This is a genomic window from Pseudoalteromonas sp. MB41 (assembly GCF_020966275.1).
GTDB classification, from domain to species: domain Bacteria; phylum Pseudomonadota; class Gammaproteobacteria; order Enterobacterales; family Alteromonadaceae; genus Pseudoalteromonas; species Pseudoalteromonas lipolytica.
Map to the genome: position 1 here is coordinate 23,629 of NZ_JAJJZF010000013.1, position 19,215 is coordinate 42,843.

The 19,215-nt window shown below is 42.9% G+C and carries 22 protein-coding genes; 14 read left to right on the forward strand and 8 right to left on the reverse strand.

What is annotated here, in order from left to right:
- The first annotated feature begins 91 nt into the window (after positions 1 to 91).
- Positions 92 to 1,444 carry a Do family serine endopeptidase gene (locus LPA49_RS13225; protein ID WP_074989677.1) on the forward strand — a complete coding sequence of 451 codons (1,353 nt, stop codon included), beginning with the start codon at positions 92 to 94 and terminating at the stop codon, positions 1,442 to 1,444.
- 98 nt (positions 1,445 to 1,542) lie between these two features.
- Positions 1,543 to 2,625: a trypsin-like peptidase domain-containing protein gene (locus tag LPA49_RS13230; RefSeq protein WP_036971284.1), complete on the forward strand. Its 1,083-nt coding sequence runs from the start codon at positions 1,543 to 1,545 to the stop codon at positions 2,623 to 2,625.
- A gap of 52 nt (positions 2,626 to 2,677) precedes the next feature.
- Here the strand turns inward: LPA49_RS13230 and murA are convergent, their stop codons facing one another.
- From murA to LPA49_RS13265, 7 genes are read right to left on the reverse strand one after another with little or no spacing between them, the layout of a single operon-like run.
- Entirely contained in the window at positions 2,678 to 3,937 is a 1,260-nt protein-coding gene (murA, locus tag LPA49_RS13235; RefSeq protein ID WP_230236772.1) for a UDP-N-acetylglucosamine 1-carboxyvinyltransferase, read from the reverse strand.
- A gap of 15 nt (positions 3,938 to 3,952) precedes the next feature.
- Positions 3,953 to 4,210 carry a BolA family protein gene (locus LPA49_RS13240; protein WP_065978178.1) on the reverse strand — a complete coding sequence of 86 codons (258 nt, stop codon included), beginning with the start codon at positions 4,208 to 4,210 and terminating at the stop codon, positions 3,953 to 3,955.
- Positions 4,211 to 4,215: 5 nt separating this feature from the next.
- Positions 4,216 to 4,509 carry a lipid asymmetry maintenance protein MlaB gene (locus LPA49_RS13245; protein ID WP_036971292.1) on the reverse strand — a complete coding sequence of 98 codons (294 nt, stop codon included), beginning with the start codon at positions 4,507 to 4,509 and terminating at the stop codon, positions 4,216 to 4,218.
- Positions 4,502 to 5,179 (reverse strand): phospholipid-binding protein MlaC, encoded by a 678-nt coding sequence (locus LPA49_RS13250; protein WP_230236775.1) that lies wholly within the window; start codon positions 5,177 to 5,179, stop codon positions 4,502 to 4,504. The genes LPA49_RS13245 and LPA49_RS13250 overlap by 8 nt, the downstream gene beginning before the upstream one ends.
- 2 nt (positions 5,180 to 5,181) lie before the next feature.
- Positions 5,182 to 5,730, reverse strand: coding sequence for an outer membrane lipid asymmetry maintenance protein MlaD (mlaD, locus tag LPA49_RS13255; RefSeq protein ID WP_036971296.1), 549 nt, complete (start codon positions 5,728 to 5,730; stop codon positions 5,182 to 5,184).
- 13 nt (positions 5,731 to 5,743) lie between these two features.
- Positions 5,744 to 6,523, reverse strand: coding sequence for a lipid asymmetry maintenance ABC transporter permease subunit MlaE (mlaE, locus tag LPA49_RS13260; RefSeq protein ID WP_036971298.1), 780 nt, complete (start codon positions 6,521 to 6,523; stop codon positions 5,744 to 5,746).
- On the reverse strand, positions 6,516 to 7,334 hold the full coding sequence (locus tag LPA49_RS13265) for an ATP-binding cassette domain-containing protein (protein ID WP_074989679.1): 819 nt from the start codon (positions 7,332 to 7,334) through the stop codon (positions 6,516 to 6,518). Before LPA49_RS13265 ends, mlaE begins: the two co-directional genes overlap by 8 nt.
- 248 nt (positions 7,335 to 7,582) lie before the next feature.
- On the opposite strand from LPA49_RS13265, the gene LPA49_RS13270 reads away from it, so the two are divergent.
- The 12 genes from LPA49_RS13270 (at position 7,583) to mgtE (ending at position 16,949) form a co-directional block, all read left to right on the forward strand.
- The gene (locus LPA49_RS13270; protein ID WP_230236778.1) at positions 7,583 to 8,551 is read left to right on the forward strand and encodes a calcium/sodium antiporter; all 969 of its coding nucleotides are present in this window, start codon (positions 7,583 to 7,585) and stop codon (positions 8,549 to 8,551) included.
- Positions 8,552 to 8,554: 3 nt separating this feature from the next.
- The gene (locus LPA49_RS13275) at positions 8,555 to 9,526 is read left to right on the forward strand and encodes a KpsF/GutQ family sugar-phosphate isomerase (protein ID WP_230236780.1); all 972 of its coding nucleotides are present in this window, start codon (positions 8,555 to 8,557) and stop codon (positions 9,524 to 9,526) included.
- 2 nt (positions 9,527 to 9,528) lie between these two features.
- Complete coding sequence (kdsC, locus tag LPA49_RS13280) at positions 9,529 to 10,080, forward strand: 3-deoxy-manno-octulosonate-8-phosphatase KdsC (protein ID WP_036971309.1); 552 nt, start codon at positions 9,529 to 9,531, stop codon at positions 10,078 to 10,080.
- Positions 10,077 to 10,631 (forward strand): LPS export ABC transporter periplasmic protein LptC, encoded by a 555-nt coding sequence (gene lptC, locus LPA49_RS13285; protein WP_036971312.1) that lies wholly within the window; start codon positions 10,077 to 10,079, stop codon positions 10,629 to 10,631. The genes kdsC and lptC overlap by 4 nt, the downstream gene beginning before the upstream one ends.
- Positions 10,621 to 11,142 carry a lipopolysaccharide transport periplasmic protein LptA gene (gene lptA, locus LPA49_RS13290; RefSeq protein ID WP_036971315.1) on the forward strand — a complete coding sequence of 174 codons (522 nt, stop codon included), beginning with the start codon at positions 10,621 to 10,623 and terminating at the stop codon, positions 11,140 to 11,142. The genes lptC and lptA overlap by 11 nt, the downstream gene beginning before the upstream one ends.
- Positions 11,139 to 11,864, forward strand: coding sequence for an LPS export ABC transporter ATP-binding protein (gene lptB / locus LPA49_RS13295; RefSeq protein WP_036971319.1), 726 nt, complete (start codon positions 11,139 to 11,141; stop codon positions 11,862 to 11,864). Before lptA ends, lptB begins: the two co-directional genes overlap by 4 nt.
- Positions 11,865 to 11,978: 114 nt before the next feature.
- The gene (locus LPA49_RS13300) at positions 11,979 to 13,475 is read left to right on the forward strand and encodes an RNA polymerase factor sigma-54 (RefSeq protein WP_230236783.1); all 1,497 of its coding nucleotides are present in this window, start codon (positions 11,979 to 11,981) and stop codon (positions 13,473 to 13,475) included.
- Between the two features lie 26 nt (positions 13,476 to 13,501).
- Positions 13,502 to 13,789 carry a ribosome hibernation promoting factor gene (gene hpf, locus LPA49_RS13305; RefSeq protein WP_036971325.1) on the forward strand — a complete coding sequence of 96 codons (288 nt, stop codon included), beginning with the start codon at positions 13,502 to 13,504 and terminating at the stop codon, positions 13,787 to 13,789.
- Between the two features lie 3 nt (positions 13,790 to 13,792).
- Positions 13,793 to 14,245: a PTS IIA-like nitrogen regulatory protein PtsN gene (ptsN, locus tag LPA49_RS13310; protein WP_036971327.1), complete on the forward strand. Its 453-nt coding sequence runs from the start codon at positions 13,793 to 13,795 to the stop codon at positions 14,243 to 14,245.
- Positions 14,246 to 15,094, forward strand: coding sequence for an RNase adapter RapZ (gene rapZ, locus LPA49_RS13315; protein WP_036971328.1), 849 nt, complete (start codon positions 14,246 to 14,248; stop codon positions 15,092 to 15,094).
- A gap of 9 nt (positions 15,095 to 15,103) precedes the next feature.
- Entirely contained in the window at positions 15,104 to 15,376 is a 273-nt protein-coding gene (locus tag LPA49_RS13320; RefSeq protein WP_036971331.1) for an HPr family phosphocarrier protein, read from the forward strand.
- A gap of 214 nt (positions 15,377 to 15,590) precedes the next feature.
- Positions 15,591 to 16,949, forward strand: a complete 1,359-nt coding sequence (gene mgtE, locus LPA49_RS13325; protein WP_036971332.1) for a magnesium transporter — start codon at positions 15,591 to 15,593, stop codon at positions 16,947 to 16,949.
- 49 nt (positions 16,950 to 16,998) lie between these two features.
- On the opposite strand, the gene LPA49_RS13330 is transcribed toward mgtE, so the two are convergent.
- Positions 16,999 to 19,167, reverse strand: coding sequence for a YgiQ family radical SAM protein (locus tag LPA49_RS13330; protein ID WP_230236786.1), 2,169 nt, complete (start codon positions 19,165 to 19,167; stop codon positions 16,999 to 17,001).
- Positions 19,168 to 19,215 lie beyond the last annotated feature (48 nt).

The following is a 19,215-nucleotide window of genomic DNA, read 5'->3' on the forward strand; positions in this document are numbered from 1 at the left end:
ATAACAGCTTTATATCTAAACGAAGAAAAGGGCTGCTTATGCAGCCCTTTTTAGTTTTTGCTTTATCTCTGAAGTGGAGTAAACCCAGACTATGAAAATGAAATTATCTGTTATTAGTGCTGCTATTTTATCTACTAGCTTATTGTTAACCCCTGCAATTTCAATGGCCAAACTTCCGGTGGCTGTCAATGGTCAACAACTGCCAACGCTCGCACCAATGCTTGAACAGATCACCCCAGGCGTCGTGAGTATTCAAGTATCAGGGTCTAAAGAAGTCCGCCGTAGAGCAACCCCTTTCGATGACTTTTTTGGTGTGCCGCGTGGGGGCAGTCAAAAGCGTCAATTTAGTGGTCTTGGTTCTGGCGTGATTATAGATGCCGATGAAGGTTATGTAGTGACCAATAATCACGTTGTTGAAGATGCCGAAAAAATGGTGGTCACGCTTGAAGATGGCCGTGAGTATGAAGCAACAAAAATTGGCAGTGACAAAGAGTCTGATATTGCCTTGTTACAAATCGATGCTGAGGATTTAACCGCTTTAAAAATTGCAGATTCAGATAAGCTTCGCGTCGGTGATTTTGCTGTCGCGATTGGTAACCCGTTTGGTTTAAGCCACACTGTAACCTCTGGGATCGTAAGTGCCCTTGGCCGCAGTGGTCTAAATATAGAGGGCTATGAAGATTTCATCCAAACCGATGCTGCGATTAACCAAGGTAACTCGGGAGGCGCGCTTGTTAATCTAAACGGCGAGTTAATCGGTATTAACACCGCAATTTTAGGTGCCTCTGGCGGTAACGTGGGAATTGGCTTTGCCATTCCATCAACAATGATGAAAAACCTTGTTGATCAAATTATTGAACACGGTGAAGTACGCCGCGGCTCACTCGGTATTTCAGGCCGTCCGTTGGATGCAGGGCTTGCAAAAGCGCAAAAGCTTGATGTTAAGCAAGGTGCCTATGTCATGCAGGTAATGGATGACACCGCAGCGAGTAAAGCGGGCATAAAAGCCGGAGATGTTATTATTAGTGTTGATGGTACTGAGATCAGTGGCTTCCACGAACTACGCAGTAAAATTGCGACCCTAGGTGAAGGCAAAAAAGTGAAGCTCGGTATCTATCGTGATGGCAAAGTGAAAATAGTAAATGTCACACTTGATGGCGCCGCGACTTCTGTTTCAGCAGGTGAAGAAACACACCCTGCATTCCAAGGCGCAACGCTTGAAAACACGCAAAAGAGCGATGGGAAAGGTGTTGAAGTTGCCTCAGTAGAAGCACGTTCACCTGCCGCACGTGTGGGCTTAGAAGAAGGTGACGTGATCATGCAAGTGAACCGCCAACGTGTTGAGAATATTCGTGACATGAATAAAATTATCGAAAACACGCAAGGTAACATCGTACTCGGTGTGAAACGCGGCAGAGAGCTTGTTTTTGTTCTGATCCAGTAAACTTAATTGATAAATCATGAAAAAATAACAGCGGTGCTTGCCGCTGTTATTTTTTTTGTGCCATCATTAGGAGATTGCTCACTGATAATAAGAATATTGTGCTAAAACTATTTAAATTTATTCTTCCGCCACTTTTTACCGGATTAGGGATTGCTTTTTTGGTGGTGTTATTTAGCCCCAGTTTACGCAGCGCACTTTTTCCTAATGTAAACTTACCAGCCGCGATGTCGTCTGAGCATATGAGCTTTTCTAGCGCTGTGCAAAGAGCCGCTCCTTCGGTGGTGACCATCTTTTCTGAGAGCATTTCAAACCAACCGCGATACAAACGTCAAAACACGATTCAAGAGTTAGGATCTGGCGTGATTATGTCGCAAGATGGCTACATATTAACCAATTACCATGTAATCAATAATGCGGACCAAATCATTGTGATCTTAACCGATGGCCGTCGCTTTTACGACGTTCAACTAATTGGTTTTGATACCATAACTGATTTAGCCCTCCTAAAAATAAATTCTGATCATTTACCTGTGATCCCCGTCAACGATAACTTCAAGCCCCGAGTAGGCGATGTTGTGCTCGCAATTGGTAACCCACTCAATTTAGGTCAAACAATTACCCAAGGGATTATTAGCGCCACCGGCAAACAAAAGATCACCGACAGCCCCTACAATAACCTATTACAAATGGATGCGGCCATAAATGTGGGGAACTCAGGGGGAGCATTAGTTAACTCACGAGGCGACCTTGTGGGTATCACATCAGCGCAATTTAAAACCCGTGAAAACTTAGATATTCAAGGTATCTTCTTTGCCGTTCCCTACTCTCTTGCAAAAGATATTATGGAAAAGCTAATTAAACATGGCCGTGTCGTCCGTGGTTACCTAGGCTTTACTGGAACCGCTGTGGACAGCACCGGAAAAGATGTAAGCGACAGCTACACTCCAGTAACGGGTATGCGTATTAATAACCTAGATCCCCTTGGTCCTGCATGGCAAGCGGGTATAAAAGAGCAAGATATTGTCATTAAAATTGCCGGATTATCGGTTGCAAATCCACAGCAAGTGCTTGAGAAAATAGGCAATACAGAGCCGGGTAAAGAAATTGAATTTGAGCTGTACCGTGATGGCAAGATTCTAAAAATAATGGTCACTGTTGCAGAACTCGAAACCAAGTTATAGCAATAAAAAAGGCCTATGTAATATAGGCCTTTTTTAACAAACAGTGCTGCTCTTAACTCGAACGACGCTTAATATTAGCACCCAATGCACTGAGCTTATCTTCTATGCGTTGATAACCACGGTCAACGTGATAGATCCTATCAACGATTGTTTCACCTTGTGCCACAATCCCCGTCAGTATAAGACTGGCTGACGCACGTAAATCCGTTGCCATCACTTGTGCACCCGATAACCTTTCGGTATCACCACAAATCGCCGTGTTGCCCTCTAAGCGGATATTGGCTCCCATACGCTGTAACTCAGGGACATGCATAAAACGATTTTCAAATATCGTTTCGGTAATTGTTGCACTGCCCTTCGCTACGACATTAAGCGCGGTAAATTGTGCTTGCATGTCTGTTGGGAAGCCAGGATGTGGCATGGTCTTAATATTCACCGCTTTTAATTCACGGCCACGCATATCTAAGTAAATACTGTTATCGGTTACTTCTACGAATGCATTTGTCGCACGCAGTTTCTCAATAACAGGGTCAAGGCTATGGTGATCGGTGTTTTTACAAAGCACTTCACCACCGGCCATCGCAGCAGCAACCAAAAAAGTGCCCGTTTCGATACGGTCAGGTAAAATACGGTACTCGCAGCCTGACAGTGATTCGACACCTTCAACTTCAATTCGGCTCGTACCTGCTCCGGTTATCTTTGCCCCCATGGCAATTAAACAGTTAGCAAGGTCCATGATTTCAGGCTCACGTGCTGCATTCTCAAGCACCGTTTTGCCATCAGCCAGTGTCGCTGCCATCAATAAATTTTCTGTGGCCCCTACACTTACCATTTCCATGAAAATTTCAGCGCCTTTCAAACGACCGTCTACTTTGGCGTTAATATAGCCGTTTTCTACTTTGATAACCGCCCCCATACGCTCAAGGCCTTGGATATGGATATCAACAGGACGTGCACCTATCGCACAGCCGCCAGGCAGCGATACTTGTGCTTCACCAAAACGTGCCACAAGCGGGCCAAGTGCAAGCACTGACGCACGCATTTGCTTTACTAACTCATACGGAGCGAGTGTTTTATTAACGGTTGCACCGTCGATAACCAGCGTATCTTGTTGCCATTCAACATTAGCACCTAAGGTCTTTAATAAAGCCTCTGTGGTACCAATATCGCGTAAACGAGGCACATTGCTAAAAGTACTTTTACCCTGCCCTAAAAGCGCAGCAAAAAGAATTGGAAGAGCGGCATTTTTAGCGCCAGAGATAGTAACTTCACCTGCCAGTGAGGTACCACCTTGAATAACGAATTGATCCATAAGTGGAGCCTACGACTATTGAGGTAAAATGAATTTTTGTTCGCGTTTCCATTCAGTGGGTGTGAATGCTTTAATTGACACCGCATGAATTGTACCGTCTGAGATAGTTGACATTAACGGGGCATACACCAATTGCTGTTTTTTAACGCGAGTTAAACCGTCAAAACACTCACCCACTGCAATCACTTCATAGTGGCTACCATTTGCTTTAACAATGACTTCATCTAATTTTAGTTCGTCGCGTAATAACGTTTCGACTTGGCTTGTTTCCATAAATCTCACTCAAATAAGTTTGTGACCTGCCCCAACTGCATTAACTTTTGCAATTGCTCAGGTGTATTTTGCAGTTCAAGGCGAATACCTTGCTGCTTTAATTCTGCGAAAGAGTGAATTAACCAAGCTAAGCCCGCTGTGTCAACCCTCGATACATCAGAAAGGTCAAAATACCATGTTTTATGCTTAGATTCTGGCTTAGCGTTAAGAAGGCGTTCATGGCCGATTGAATTTCGAGTCAGTTCACCACTGACTCGAAACTGGTTATCTTCAAGCTGAGTAATCGATATTTTACTCATCACCACCTTCGCCTCTAAACTGAACAGGTAGCTGGCTCTTTTGCTCAAGTAAGTCACTCACATACTCAATACCTTGCTGGCGAAGGATACCTTGCATTTCGCTTTGCTTAGCATCTAGTAAACTGATGCCCTCAGCAATCATATCGTATGCACGCCAATTTCCATCTCTGTCTTCGCGTACTTTAAAATCGATTTTAATATCAGGTTTACCAGGTTCAACAATCTTCGTTTTTACAACGACAACATCTTGGCCTTTAAACGGCTGTGCAGGTGCAAACTCGACACTTTGATTGGTGTACTGAGTAAACACACCGGCGTATGTGGCAATCAAATATTTTTGAAATACATCGATAAAGCGCTGAAGCTCTTTAATCGCTTTGGCTTTTTCTTCTTTATCTTCAATCGCACGCACTTTTGAGACATGATTACCCAATACACGCAATGCCGCGTATTTGTAATCAATGTAGGGCATTAACTCTTCTTCAACAATAGTACGAAGATACTCTTTGTCTTTCTCTATTAGTGGTTGATCGTTGGTGATTCTTGCAAAAGTGTTGTCAGACACTTTACGCACCATTTTATAAGGGTCTTTTAAATCAACCGCGGGTTCAGCGGCCTGTGCATTAAACGCAAATACCACAGCCAAACAGATTAAAAATTTCTTAAACATAATTATTCACCACCCTGGTTGAATAAGAACTGACCAATCAACTCTTCTAATACTAACGCTGATTTTGTATCGGTAATAAAGTCACCATCGGCGAGCGCTCTACTTTCAACACCGAACAAATCATCCAATCCTGCATCTTGCTCATCCACAGTCACATCTTCACCCATACAACGTTGTTCAGCAGATTGCGGTGCAATAACAGGATTAATCCCCAAATACTGCTCACCCAAAATCCCTGATGTTAAGATAGAGATAGACGTTGTGTCTGAAAACTTACATAAATAATTGGCGTCAATGGCCATATTAACCACTGGCACAAACTCTTTTGGGTGAATTGAAATAGACTCAACACGTCCAATCACCACGCCCCCGACTTTAATTGGGGCACGGGCTTTTAAAGAGCCAATATTTTCAAACTTTGCATTCAATTGGTAAGTTTCACCGTTACCACTAATGCCAGCGTTAGCCACTTTAAATGCTAATAAAGCAAACGCAGCAATACCAAGGGCTACAAAAAAGCCAACTAAAATTTCTAATTTCCGTGAATTCATCTTTATACCCTAATTAGCTGGTAAACATTACCGCTGTTAAAATAAAGTCAAAACCTAAAACTGCCAGTGACGAGTGCACAACGGTTTCTGTTGTCGCTTTGCTGATCCCCTCAGAAGTAGGAATACAGTCATAGCCTTTGTAAAGCGCAATCCACGTCACAATCATGGCAAAAACAAAACTTTTAATCATGCCATTTACAATGTCTTCTTGAAACGACACTTGCGATTGCATAATCGACCAGAAACTACCTGAGTCAACACCTAGCCAATCAACCCCCACTAAATGCGCCCCAATAATAGCGACGGCAGAAAAAATAAGAGCCAACAATGGCATGCTTATAAAGCCCGCCCAAAAACGCGGTGCAATAATGCGTTTCAGTGGGTCTATCGCCATCATTTCTAAGCTTGATAATTGCTCTGTGGCTTTCATTAAACCAATTTCAGCGGTCAGCGCACTGCCTGCTCGACCTGCAAATAACAAAGCGGTGACAACAGGCCCTAACTCACGAAGCAAACTCAGCGCCACTAAGGGACCTAAACTGTCTTCGGCGCCATAGCCAACTAATACGGTATAGCCTTGCAGCGCAAGCACCATACCGATAAATAAGCCAGATACCATGATAATGAGTAATGACTGTGACCCGACCATATACAACTGGCGGATCAGCAATGGCGTGCCTTTTTTAACGTTTGGCACACTCACCAAAGCGCCAAACAGCATTTGCGTAGAGCGACCAAGCGCAGCAAAACGCCCTAGCGTTTTGTGACCTAACCTCTGTAATAGATCAAGCATGGTGTACCCCTAACAACTCTTCTTCATACGCAGGAGCAGGATAATGAAATGGGACAGGACCATCCGACAACCCTTTTAAGAACTGCTGAACGAGCTCTGATTGATGATTTAGCATTTGCTCAGGCGAGCCTTCACCAATCACGCCTTGATCAGCAATAATAATGACATGATCAGCAATACTGAGTACTTCTGTCACATCGTGCGTCACAATTAATGAAGATAAACCTAACACTTGGTTTAATGACTTTATCAACTTAACCAGCACCCCCATTGAAATTGGGTCTTGGCCAGCGAATGGCTCATCATACATGATAAGTTCGGGGTCAAGCGCAATAGAGCGCGCTAACGCCGCACGGCGTGCCATTCCTCCAGATAACTCTGAAGGCATTAAGTCTTGCGCACCACGCAAACCAACCGCTTGTAATTTCATGAGCACGACAAGGCGAATAAGATCTTCACTAAGTTGAGTATGTTCACGCAAAGGAAAAGCGATATTGTCAAATACAGACATATCGGTAAATAAAGCGCCGCTTTGAAACAGCATACTCATTTTGGTTCGGGCAGCGTACAGCTCCTTGCGCGACATGCTTGGAATACTGTTACCCTCAAATAAAATGTCACCAGAATCAGGCTTAAGTTGACCGCCAATTAAACGCAACATGGTGGTTTTACCAATGCCGCTGGGTCCCATGATAGCGGTTATTTTGCCTTTCGGAATGTTAAAACTCATATTTTTATATATGATTCTATCGCCCCGTGAAAAGGTTACATCCTTGATTTCTACTATTGATTGCGACAAGTCGCTCTCCATAACTTTTTTCACTAGTTCTGCCATTTTAAGGGTTTTTTAGTCAAGATGGAAAAAACAAATCGTAAAATTTTGTAATATTTACTATCAAATGAATCTAAGACTAATAACGTATGGCTTAACCCCCGCTTAAATTAAGATTGTAACAACACCGCCCTTAATCATTGCCAGCTCATTCTTTTACTTATACTTTCAGGTTCGGTTTTGTTACTATTTGCAGTCATCTGTTTAAGTAATATTGGCGTATCACAATGGTGACTTCTTTTGTCATTTTAATTATTGGTTTTGCAGCACTCGTTTGGAGTGCCGATCGTTTTGTTTATGGGGCAGCCGCGCTGGCAAAAAATATGGGGATCCCCACCCTAATTATCGGTTTAACGGTTGTGGCTATGGGGTCATCAGCACCTGAAATGATGGTGTCGGCATCTGCAGCACTTGCAAACAAAACAGATACCGCTGTCGGAAACGCTATTGGCTCTAATATTACCAACATTCTGCTTGTACTGGGAGTCACGGCCCTATTACGTCCTCTGTCTGTTTCTTCAATGACGCTAAAACGCGAAATGCCACTTGTTTTAATCGTATCGATTGGCGCGTGGTATGTATTTTCAGACAACTATTTTTCATTCGCCGAAGGGATTGCTTTAATACTTGCTTTTGCCGTATTTATTGCCGGGTTAGTGATCATTTCATTGCGAGCAAAAAATCAAGATGACCCTTTTGTTAGTGAAGCCTGTGAAGATGTACCCGATAATGTCAGCACGCGTTCGGCTGTATTATGGCTTGTGGTCGGCATGATTTTGCTACCAATTAGCTCACACTTTCTAGTGGGTTCGGCGGTTGATATTGCCAAATATTTTGGTCTTTCTGATCTGGTTATTGGTTTAACAATTATTGCTATTGGTACCAGTTTACCTGAGCTTGCTGCCTGTATTGCAGGTGTCTTAAAAAATGAAGACGATTTAGCACTGGGCAACATTGTTGGCTCAAATATTTTTAATTTGCTGGCTGTACTGCCACTGGCAGGTATTATTAATCCATCGGTTATCGACCCATCAGCCGCTAACCGCGATGCACTTATTATGATAGCGGCCACCATTGTGTTAATTGCCATGTCATTGAACTTAAAAGGTACACGTCGTATCAATAGAATTGAAGGTGGCTTTTTGTTAGTCGCATTTATTGCATATCAAGGCTATATTTTCAGCCAAATAGGATAATCAATGACGCAACATAGCTTTATCGCGCAAGGCAAGCGCGTACTCGAAATTGAAGCGCAAGCATTAAAAGAAATTGATCAATACATTGACCAGCATTTCAATAATGCCTGTCAATTAATGTTCCAATGTACTGGGCGAATTATCGTTATTGGCATGGGCAAGTCAGGCCACGTAGGTAATAAAATTGCTGCCACACTCGCCAGCACAGGAACACCTGCATTTTTTGTTCACCCAGGTGAAGCAAGCCACGGTGACCTTGGTATGATTACCCGTGATGACGTGGTTATGTGCATTTCAAATTCAGGGGAAACGAGCGAAGTTGTCAGTATTATTCCTGTCATTAAGCGCATTGGCGCAAAAATGATTTCGCTAACAGGTAACCCAGACTCAACAATGGCCACGCTTTCTGACGTACATGTGTGTATTAAAGTAAGCAAAGAAGCGTGCCCACTAGGCCTTGCGCCAACAGCCAGCACAACGGCAACGCTAGTCATGGGCGATGCAATGGCTGTAGCACTGCTTGAGACAAGAGGCTTTACAGCAGACGATTTTGCACTTTCTCACCCGGGCGGAAGCTTAGGAAAACGTTTATTACTTTGTCTTAGTGATGTTATGCACGCAGGTGAGGCCACTCCCATTGTTAATGAATCGCAAAGTATCAAAGATGCATTAATTGAAATGTCGGCTAAAGGCCTCGGTATGACTGCAATTGTTGGTGATGACAACACACTATCGGGACTTTTTACTGATGGTGATTTACGTCGTATTTTAGAGCAACGAGTTGATATTCACAGCACCGCAATTAGCCAAGTAATGACTCGCTCATGCACAACTGCACACGCTGATATGCTGGCCGCAGAAGCGCTTAATATTATGGAACGTAAACGTATTAATGGTTTGATTGTAATCGACAAAAGCAACACCCCCATTGGCGCGCTTAACATGCAAGACCTTTTAAAAGCAGGAGTACTTTAAGCATGACATTTGCTGAGCTTTACCAACCAGTGAGCACAGACGTGAGTCAACGTGCTCAAAAAATAAAACTGCTTATTTGTGATATTGATGGTGTTTTTTCAGATGGCCGTATTTATTTAGGCAATCAAGGCGAAGAGCTTAAAGCTTTCAATACAAAAGATGGATTCGGCATTAAAGCCCTTATCAATAGTGGTTTTCAGGTGGCCGTAATCACGGGACGCCATTCACAAATAGTTCAGCAGCGAATGACTAGCCTTACGGTACAACATATTTATCAGGGCCAAGAGAATAAGCTCATTGCTTATCAAGAGTTAAAAGATAAACTTAGCTTAACAGATGAGCAAATTGCCTATATTGGTGACGATGGTCCAGACTTACCGGTTATGGAAAAAGTCGGATTTGCCGTTGCTGTTAATGATGCTCATCCATTAATCAAAAAACTGGCTCATTACACCACTCTGTTACCTGGTGGCTTTGGAGCTGTGCGTGAACTAACTGATTTATTAATGCTAGAAAATGGCAAACCGCTAACTAGCGATGGAACGAGCGCATGAATATAGCCCGTATTTTACTAAGTATTGTTTTTGTTTGTAGCATGGTTTGGTTATGGTATCCGTACTTTAATCAACCGACAAACACAGTGCTCAGTGAAGACGAGATTATCGCTACACCTGATTACACCGCAATCGCATTAAAGCAAACAGCCTATGATGATCAAGGTAAAATCAGTCATAAAGTGGCCGCTGCTAAAATGGAGCTGTATCAACAGCTCGGGTTTACCTTTTTTGAGCAACCCATTTTCACCATTTACGGTGATCAGCAAGTTTGGCAAGTAAAAGCCAAAGAAGCCACGTTATATGAAAACGATCAGCTTGTATTCGAAGGGGATGTGGTTGCTAAAAACCTTACCCATAATGGCATGATCGAAGATATTAAAGCTGAGAACATTAACATCGACATTGACAAAATGACCATGTTTTCTAAGCAACCTGTCACGCTGACAGGACCGAATTTAAAAATTACCGGTAAAGGTTTAAAAGCCGATTTAAAAGCCGAAATTGTTGAGTTAACTAACCATACACGAACCATATACTATGACCAATAAACTTAAGAAATTACTCCTGATCCCAAGCTTATTGATTGCGTTTTCTGGCGCAGCTGCTGAGCAGGCTGGCACACCAATCAGCATTAGCTCTGATCGCCAAGAAGGTCAGCTAAAAAATGGCATTGGTATCTTCGAAGATAATGTCGAGATCATACATGGTAACCGTCGTATTACAGCGGACCGACTCGAAGCACATGCAGGTGAAGTTGAAGGCACGGTTGAATTAATTATTGCCACAGGAAAGCCCGCTTACTTTGAAGAAAAACAAGCTGACGGCACTATTATGAGCGCCAGTGCTGAAGAAGTTCGTTACGATGTTGCTAAACGCTTATTAACACTCGTTGGCAATGCACAAGTGACTCAAGCAGGCCAAAAAGTCAGTGCCAAGAGCATTACATACGATATGGAACAGCAACTGATAAGTGCCGAGAAAGATGAAAACTCGACCGATCGTGTACACACTATTTTAGTGCCTGTTGATAACAAAAAGAACGATGAAGGCCAGCCATGAGCACACTAAAAGCAGAGCTATTAGCTAAGAGCTATAAAGGTCGCCAAGTTGTAAAAAATGTAGGCCTTGAGGTAGAAGCTGGCAGCATTGTCGGTTTACTTGGGCCAAATGGCGCAGGTAAAACAACCACCTTTTACATGATTGTGGGATTAGTGCCCAGTGACAAAGGTAAAATAAGCATTGATGATAACGACATCACCTTATTGCCAATGCACAGCCGCGCTCGCTTAGGTATTGGCTATTTGCCACAAGAATCATCGATTTTTAGAAAACTGACCGTTTATCAAAACTTAATGGCCATTTTAGAGACCCGTAAAGATCTCAATAAACAAGGCCGCGAAGAAACACTCAACAGCTTACTTGATGAATTTAGCATTCAACACATTCGTGACAGCCAAGGTATGGCATTGTCAGGGGGTGAACGCCGTCGTGTTGAAATAGCACGCGCACTGGCCGCTGACCCTAAATTTATTTTGCTCGATGAGCCTTTTGCTGGTGTTGATCCTATTTCAGTGTTAGATATAAAGAAAATTATCGAGCACTTAAAAAATCGTGGTATTGGTGTATTAATTACTGACCACAATGTGAGAGAAACCCTTGATGTTTGTGAAAAAGCCTACATTGTTTCTCATGGGGAGCTAATTGCATCAGGTACACCTGAACATGTGTTAGCCGACCAAACTGTACGCGATGTGTATCTAGGCGAGCAATTCAGGCTTTAAATACGCCACCGACTAGAGCATCTGCTAGACTTATAACAATGACAATAAATCAAATAAATAGTTAACGGCATCGTGCTATTGTTTGATAAGACTAAAAAGGATTGTTAGGGATACATGAGGCAATCATTACAGCTGCGCATGGGCCAGCAACTTACAATGACTCCACAACTGCAACAGGCTATCCGTTTGTTGCAGCTCAGTACATTGGATCTCCAGCAAGAAATTCAAGAAGCGTTAGACTCTAACCCTTTGCTTGAAGTTGAAGAAGCAGATTATGCAGAAGAGAGTATTGGCAAGAACGAGCAAAAAGCCGAATCTGACGATACCCAACTAAGCGCGTCGGCTGACGAAGCTGCGAGCGAGTACGAGCAAGAAAGCAGTGATGCCCTCAACAAAGACACCGTAAGTGACGACTTAGCAATGGATGTTACGTGGGATGAGTACATGAGTGCTGCCCCATCAAGTTCCTCAGGTCCAATGCCTGAAGATGAATCAATTTACCAAGGCGCATCAACCGAAACTCTCCACGAATACCTAATGTGGCAGTTACAACTGACTCCATTCAGCCCAACAGACGAAGCGATTGCCGTTGCGATTGTTGAGGCAATTGATGATTCGGGTATTTTAACCGTAAGCTGCGAAGACATTGTTGAAAGCTTCAATCAAAATAACGATGAAGAAGAAATCGAACTTGATGAAGTCGAAGCTGTCCTAAAAAGAATCCAATTATTCGATCCTGTCGGTATTGGCGCACGTAGTTTACAAGAATGTTTGTGTATTCAATTACGCCAATTCGATGTTGACACCCCCTATTTAGCTGAAACTAAAATGGTGTTATCAGAACATATTGAATTATTAGCGAGTCGTGACTATCGCACTTTGATGAAAAAGACTAAGCTTAAAGAAAGTGAGCTGAAAGAAGTCATGACATTGATCCACAGCTTAAATCCAAAGCCTGCGGATACAATTGTTAGAGAAGAATCTGAATACGTGATACCCGATGTATCCGTAAAAAAAATAAAAGGCCGTTGGGTAGTTGAACTAAACCCAGACTGCATGCCGAAAATCAGAGTGAATAGCCACTATGCGGCGATGTCACGTTCTGTAAAATCAAGCAGTGATAGCCAATTTATTCGCTCTCATTTACAAGAAGCAAAATGGTTTATTAAAAGCTTAGAAAGCCGTAATGACACGTTATTAAAAGTGACTAACTGTATTGTTCAACAACAACAGGCTTTCTTTGAACATGGTCCTGAGGCCATGAAACCCATGGTATTAAATGATGTCGCGGAAATGGTCGAAATGCATGAATCAACAATTTCGCGAGTAACAACACAAAAATACATGCATACCCCGCGGGGAATTTTTGAGTTGAAATATTTCTTCTCCAGCCATGTAAGCACTGAAAATGGGGGTGAGTGTTCATCTACGGCAATTCGCGCTTTAATCAAAAAGCTAATCGCCGCAGAAAACACAGCTAAACCATTGAGTGATAGCAAAATTGCAGATATATTGGCTGAGCAAGGAATTAAAGTAGCTAGACGGACAATAGCAAAATATCGAGAGTCTCTAGCAATACCTCCGTCGAATCAGCGTAAGAGTCTGATTTAGACGTTTTACATAGAAGGAAAATGCTTATGCAACTAAATTTAACTGGTCGTCATGTAGAAATCACAGATTCATTAAGAGACTATGTAAACACCAAGTTTGCGAAACTAGAAAGGCATTTTGACCACATTAATAATGTTCATGTCATTCTAGATGTAGAAAAACTAAGCCAAAAAGCAGAAGCAACTTTACATGTAAACGGAGGCGAGTTATTTGCCTCTACTGAACACCAAGATATGTATGCAGCCATCGACTCGTTAATCGATAAACTTGATCGTCAAGTAATTAAACACAAAGAGAAATTAGCTCGACACTAAATTATGAAACTTAGTTCACTTACTAACCAGGACTGCAGCAAAGCTGCGGTCCTTTTTAATAGCAAAAAAAGAATTCTCGAATTTATCAGCGAACTGGCTCATGAGCAGCTCCCTCATTTATCTCAGCAAGATATACTCAATGCCCTATTGAACAGAGAAAAATTGGGCAGCACGGGTATTGGCCGAGGTATTGCGATTCCACATGGTCGTATGAGCGGTGCAGATCAGCCACACGCATTTGTAATTGTGAGTGAGTCACCTATAAATTTTGACGCAATTGATAATCGTCCAGTGGATATTTTTGTCGCACTCATCGTACCAGATGGTGACTGTCAACTTCATCTAAAGACCTTATCAACAATTGCTGATAGACTTAAAGACAAAGAATTTTGTAAACAGCTACGCAGTGCTAAAACAGATAGTGATCTGTTTAAAGTCATTGCATCAGAGGCATAAATGGAATTAATTATTATCAGCGGTCGCTCTGGTTCAGGTAAATCGGTCGCTTTACGAGTACTTGAAGACTTAGGCTATTACTGCGTTGATAATATTCCTGTAAACCTACTTCCTTCGTTAGTACGCAGTGTGTCAGATAATTACGACAAAATTGCTGTAAGTATCGATGTGCGTAACCTGCCGAAAGAACAGCAAGAATTTAACGATATTCTTGAGTATTTACCGGGCTTTGCAAAACCCACGTTGTTTTATTTAGATAGTGATGATCAAACACTGATCAAACGGTTCTCTGAAACACGCCGCTTACACCCATTATCGATTGACTCGCTGCCGCTTGATTTAGCGATTAAACAAGAAAAAGTATTACTGGATGTATTGATCACCCGTGCCGATTTTATGATTGATACGACCGATCTCAGCGTGCATCAGCTTGCCGAATCTATTCGCGAAAAAATACTGGGTAAAAAAGACAAAAAGCTCATTATTACTTTTATGTCGTTTGGCTTTAAGCACGGCATTCCAAAAGAAGCTGATTACGTATTTGATGCTCGCTTTTTACCGAATCCACACTGGGAACCGGATCTAAAACCACTGACAGGCTTAGACCAACCAGTAAAAGATTACCTTGCTAGTCACAGCATAGTGCAAAAGTTTACATGGCAAATTCAAACCTTTGTACAAACATGGCTCCCTCACCTAGAGCGAAATAATCGCAGTTATTTAACCATTGCGATTGGCTGCACAGGTGGACAACATCGCTCAGTTTACTTAGCGCAAACCATTGGTGAGAGCTTTTCGAAAAGTCACGCAAACGTGAAAATACGCCACCGCGAGCAAGATACCCAATAGGCAACGACGATGCATGCTGAAGACACTTTTTTAATCCAAAATAAGCTAGGTTTACATGCACGAGCAGCCACGGTTTTAGCACAACTTGCACTGCAATTCGATGCTAAAATAACCCTTTACCAAGACGATAAAGAAGCCGAAGGCGATAGTGTATTAGCCTTAATGTTACTCGAAAGCAGCCAAGGCAAAGAAGTCCGTGTGGTGTGTGAAGGCCCCGATGCTGACGCAGCACTCAATGCAATAGGCGAATTAATTGCACAACGCTTTCATGAACAAGAATAGCATTTGCTAAGCCTTGACTGTTTACGTTAAACTTGCATTGGGTATTTAAAATTCCTGTTAAATATCCTACTTTTATATCGCTCGCTTCTCAAAATACATTTTTCTTAGTAAATTTATCTCAGTGCGGCGATATCCCTGCAAATACTAAATTTAGCAACTATGCTGTATTTGCTGAGTCAGATTTTAAGCTATTTTTTCAGTTGTAAGGACGCCAATGCCAGAAGCCTTTGAACAAGATTACCCGCTACAACAACTAAAACAGGTGACCAAGTCACTCAATAGTGGTCAATTTGTTCAAGTGCGCGGCATGTTAGCAAAAACAGCACCGTGTGATACCGCACTCCTTTTAGAATCATCCCCGCATAAAATTCGCCGTATGCTTTGGCAGCTGGTAGACCCTGATGTGCGTGGTGACGTATTAGAAGAGCTCTCAGAAGATGTACGTTTAGGCATTATTGCCCAAATGGAACCTGAGCACATTGCTGCCGCAACCGAAGACATGGACGACGATGATTTAGGTGAGGTTCTTCGTAGCCTACCTGATACAGTCTACCAAGACGTTGTCGGCGCCATGGACTCGCAAGATAGAGAAAGAGCCACCCAAGCCCTGTCTTATCAAGAGCGCTCAGCTGGTGCCTTGATGAACAGCGATACGGTAACCATTCGCCCAGACGTCACACTAGATGTTGTTTTACGCTACCTGCGTTTACGCGGCGATTTACCTGAAGGCACCGATGATTTATACGTCGTTGATAAACATAATTGCTTTTTAGGGGCATTATCTTTAACGACGTTGTTGACCAATCCCTCAGATAAAGTGGTTCGCGACCTGATGGATGAAGACTGTGAATCTATTTTAATATCGATGGATGAAAGCGACGTGGCACAATTATTCGAACGCCATAACTGGATTTCAGCCCCCGTTGTAGATGATAACGCGCACCTACTAGGGCGTATTACCATCGATGATATCGTTGACGTTATCCGTGAAGATGCCGAACATAGCTTATTAAGCTTAGCGGGTCTTGATGATGAAGAAGATACTTTTGCTCCCGTATTGAAAAGCTCACAGCGCCGCTCTATTTGGCTGGGAGTCAACTTATTAACTGCTTTACTCGCTGCAATAGTCGCTAGTTTTTTCGAGAATACATTAGCTATCTTACCTATTCTTGCTGTACTAAATGGTATTGTTCCCTCAATGGGAGGCGTAGCAGGCAGCCAAACGCTTACACTTGTTATTCGTGGTATTGCTGTTGGCCATATAAACCAAACTAACCAACGCTTTTTATTACTCAAAGAGCTCGCTATCGGCGCGCTAAACGGGGTAATTTGGTCTATTTTAATTGCGGGTGTTGTCGCGCTGTGGCAGTGGGACTTTAAACTCGGTGCGGTGCTTGCCTTTGCTATGTTCATGAATTTAGTGGCAGCCGGTATTGCAGGGGCCAGTATTCCGCTTATTTTAAAGAGAATGAAAATTGACCCTGCATTAGCAGGCAGCGTAGTGCTTACGACGGTGACAGATATAGTGGGTATTTTTGCCTTTTTAGGCACTGCGACTTGGTTACTTATTTAAACTAAAAACGGCCCTTGTGGGCCGTTTTGCTTTGTATAATCTATGTTGCTCATTGCTTATTTTTACCAACACGCGGTTTGGTGTTCGCCTTCTTAAATTGGCTAAAACCTGTGTGGCGGGTTAGTGCAGCTCGGCCTGTGCGCCCTTTCCCTTTAGCGGCCTTTTCATTGCGCCCTTCCTCAGGAACTAAACAATGAGGGCCTTTACCAATGAGATTCGCTTTACCCATTTTTTTAAGAGCTTCACGGATCATCGGCCAACCAGCCGGATCATGGTAACGCAAAATTGCCTTATGCAGACGACGCTGACGTGCCCCTTTTGGAACAGGTACTTGCTCCGTGTTATTTTTAATATTACGCAACGAGTTCATCTCGGTATGATAGATTGTCGTCGCATTCGCCATGGGTGAAGGATAAAAGTTCTGAACTTGATCAAGCTTAAAGTCATTCGATTTTAACCACAGCGCCATATTCACCATGTCTTCATCTTTGGTGCCTGGGTGAGCTGAGATGAAATACGGGATCAAATACTGCTTTTTACCTGCCTCTTTCGAGTATTTATCAAACAACTCTTTAAACTTGTCGTAAGCGCCCATACCTGGCTTCATCATTTTCGATAACGGGCCATCTTCGGTGTGTTCCGGTGCTATTTTCAAGTAACCACCAACATGGTGAGTGACCAGCTCTTTAACATAGCGAGGGTCTTCAACGGCTAAATCGTAACGCACACCCGATGCAATTAAGATCTTTTTAATCCCTTTTACATCACGTGCTTTTTTATATAACTCAATCGTCGGCGTGTGGTCGGTGTCCATATGTTTACAAATATCAGGGTAAACACACGATAAACGACGGCATGTACTTTCTGCTTTTTTACTCTTACAACGTAATTTATACATGTTCGCTGTTGGGCCGCCTAAGTCAGAGATAACCCCTGTAAACCCTGGCACCTTGTCACGAATTTGTTCAATTTCGTCAATGATAGATTGCTCCGAGCGACTTTGGATAATACGTCCTTCATGTTCAGTAATCGAACAAAATGAACACCCACCAAAACAGCCTCGCATGATATTCACGGACGTTTTGATCATCTCGTAAGCAGGAATTTTTTCATCACCATAACTTGGATGTGGAATACGTTGATATGGCAAACCAAAAACGCCATCCATCTCTTCTGTTTCAAGCGGAAAAGCCGGCGGATTAACCCAAATAGAACGATCGCCATGGCGCTGAAATAATGCACGTGCACATCCGGGATTTGTTTCTTGGTGTAAAATACGTGATGCATGCGCATACAAAGGCTTGTTTACACTTACTTGCTCATAAGCTGGCAACTTAACATAGGTTTTTTCCCAAGGCTTAGGACGCGCAGGCTGAATTGTTATCGGCTTTGCCTCCTCAGCACTTAAATCAATACCGGCTTGTTTAAATTCAGATTTACTGCAGCCAACATCATCCGCGCCATACGGGTTAGGGATCGGGTCAATTTTGCCAATTTTATCGATGGCTGTTGAATCACTGCCGCGCCACCCTGGTAATGGCTCTTTACGAATAACCGCGGTACCACGAATGTCTTGAATTGAATCGACACTCTCACCGGCTGCAATACGATGAGCAACCTCGACCAATGGACGCTCAGCATTACCGTAGATCAAAATATCAGCTTTGGCGTCGAACAATATGCTTCGGCGCACTTTTTCTTGCCAGTAATCATAATGCGCAATACGGCGTAAACTCGCTTCAATACCACCAATCACTAATGGCACATCTTTATACGCTTCACGACAACGCTGACTATAAACAACAACTGCACGGTCAGGACGCTTTCCCCCAACATTACCAGGTGTGTAAGCATCGTCATGACGCATACGTTTTTCGGCAGTATAACGATTGATCATTGAGTCCATATTGCCCGCAGTCACCCCAAAAAAGAGGTTTGGTTTTCCAAGTGTCATAAAAGCATCTTTAGAATTCCAATCTGGCTGGGCAATAATACCAACGCGAAAACCTTGTGATTCAAGCATGCGCCCGATAACAGCCATTCCAAAGCTTGGGTGGTCTACATAGGCATCACCACTGACAATAATGACATCACAGCTGTCCCAGCCTAGCGCATCCATCTCTGCTCGGGTGGTTGGTAAAAATGGCGCTGTGCCATAGCATTCGGCCCAATATTTAGGGTAAGAAAACAGGCCACGCTCGGCTTTTAATGCGCTCATAAAATGTACTCTGCTACCAAAAAGGGGCGAATTATACCCCACTCTTAA

Excerpts from the sequence above, each read along its gene's own strand:
- kdsC (WP_036971309.1), top strand. The coding sequence starts at position 9,529 with ATGACATTTGCTGAGCTTTACCAACCAGTGAGCACAGACGTGAGTCAA.
- lptC (WP_036971312.1), top strand. The coding sequence starts at position 10,077 with ATGAATATAGCCCGTATTTTACTAAGTATTGTTTTTGTTTGTAGCATG.
- hpf (WP_036971325.1), top strand. The coding sequence starts at position 13,502 with ATGCAACTAAATTTAACTGGTCGTCATGTAGAAATCACAGATTCATTA.
- ptsN (WP_036971327.1), top strand. The coding sequence starts at position 13,793 with ATGAAACTTAGTTCACTTACTAACCAGGACTGCAGCAAAGCTGCGGTC.
- mgtE (WP_036971332.1), top strand. The coding sequence starts at position 15,591 with ATGCCAGAAGCCTTTGAACAAGATTACCCGCTACAACAACTAAAACAG.
- mlaD (WP_036971296.1), bottom strand. The coding sequence starts at position 5,730 with ATGAATTCACGGAAATTAGAAATTTTAGTTGGCTTTTTTGTAGCCCTT.
- LPA49_RS13225 (WP_074989677.1), top strand. The coding sequence starts at position 92 with ATGAAAATGAAATTATCTGTTATTAGTGCTGCTATTTTATCTACTAGC.
- LPA49_RS13245 (WP_036971292.1), bottom strand. The coding sequence starts at position 4,509 with ATGAGTAAAATATCGATTACTCAGCTTGAAGATAACCAGTTTCGAGTC.
- lptA (WP_036971315.1), top strand. The coding sequence starts at position 10,621 with ATGACCAATAAACTTAAGAAATTACTCCTGATCCCAAGCTTATTGATT.
- rapZ (WP_036971328.1), top strand. The coding sequence starts at position 14,246 with ATGGAATTAATTATTATCAGCGGTCGCTCTGGTTCAGGTAAATCGGTC.
- LPA49_RS13275 (WP_230236780.1), top strand. The coding sequence starts at position 8,555 with ATGACGCAACATAGCTTTATCGCGCAAGGCAAGCGCGTACTCGAAATT.
- murA (WP_230236772.1), bottom strand. The coding sequence starts at position 3,937 with ATGGATCAATTCGTTATTCAAGGTGGTACCTCACTGGCAGGTGAAGTT.
- LPA49_RS13320 (WP_036971331.1), top strand. The coding sequence starts at position 15,104 with ATGCATGCTGAAGACACTTTTTTAATCCAAAATAAGCTAGGTTTACAT.
- LPA49_RS13265 (WP_074989679.1), bottom strand. The coding sequence starts at position 7,334 with ATGGAGAGCGACTTGTCGCAATCAATAGTAGAAATCAAGGATGTAACC.
- LPA49_RS13250 (WP_230236775.1), bottom strand. The coding sequence starts at position 5,179 with ATGTTTAAGAAATTTTTAATCTGTTTGGCTGTGGTATTTGCGTTTAAT.
- LPA49_RS13270 (WP_230236778.1), top strand. The coding sequence starts at position 7,583 with ATGGTGACTTCTTTTGTCATTTTAATTATTGGTTTTGCAGCACTCGTT.
- LPA49_RS13330 (WP_230236786.1), bottom strand. The coding sequence starts at position 19,167 with ATGAGCGCATTAAAAGCCGAGCGTGGCCTGTTTTCTTACCCTAAATAT.
- LPA49_RS13240 (WP_065978178.1), bottom strand. The coding sequence starts at position 4,210 with ATGGAAACAAGCCAAGTCGAAACGTTATTACGCGACGAACTAAAATTA.
- LPA49_RS13300 (WP_230236783.1), top strand. The coding sequence starts at position 11,979 with ATGAGGCAATCATTACAGCTGCGCATGGGCCAGCAACTTACAATGACT.
- lptB (WP_036971319.1), top strand. The coding sequence starts at position 11,139 with ATGAGCACACTAAAAGCAGAGCTATTAGCTAAGAGCTATAAAGGTCGC.
- mlaE (WP_036971298.1), bottom strand. The coding sequence starts at position 6,523 with ATGCTTGATCTATTACAGAGGTTAGGTCACAAAACGCTAGGGCGTTTT.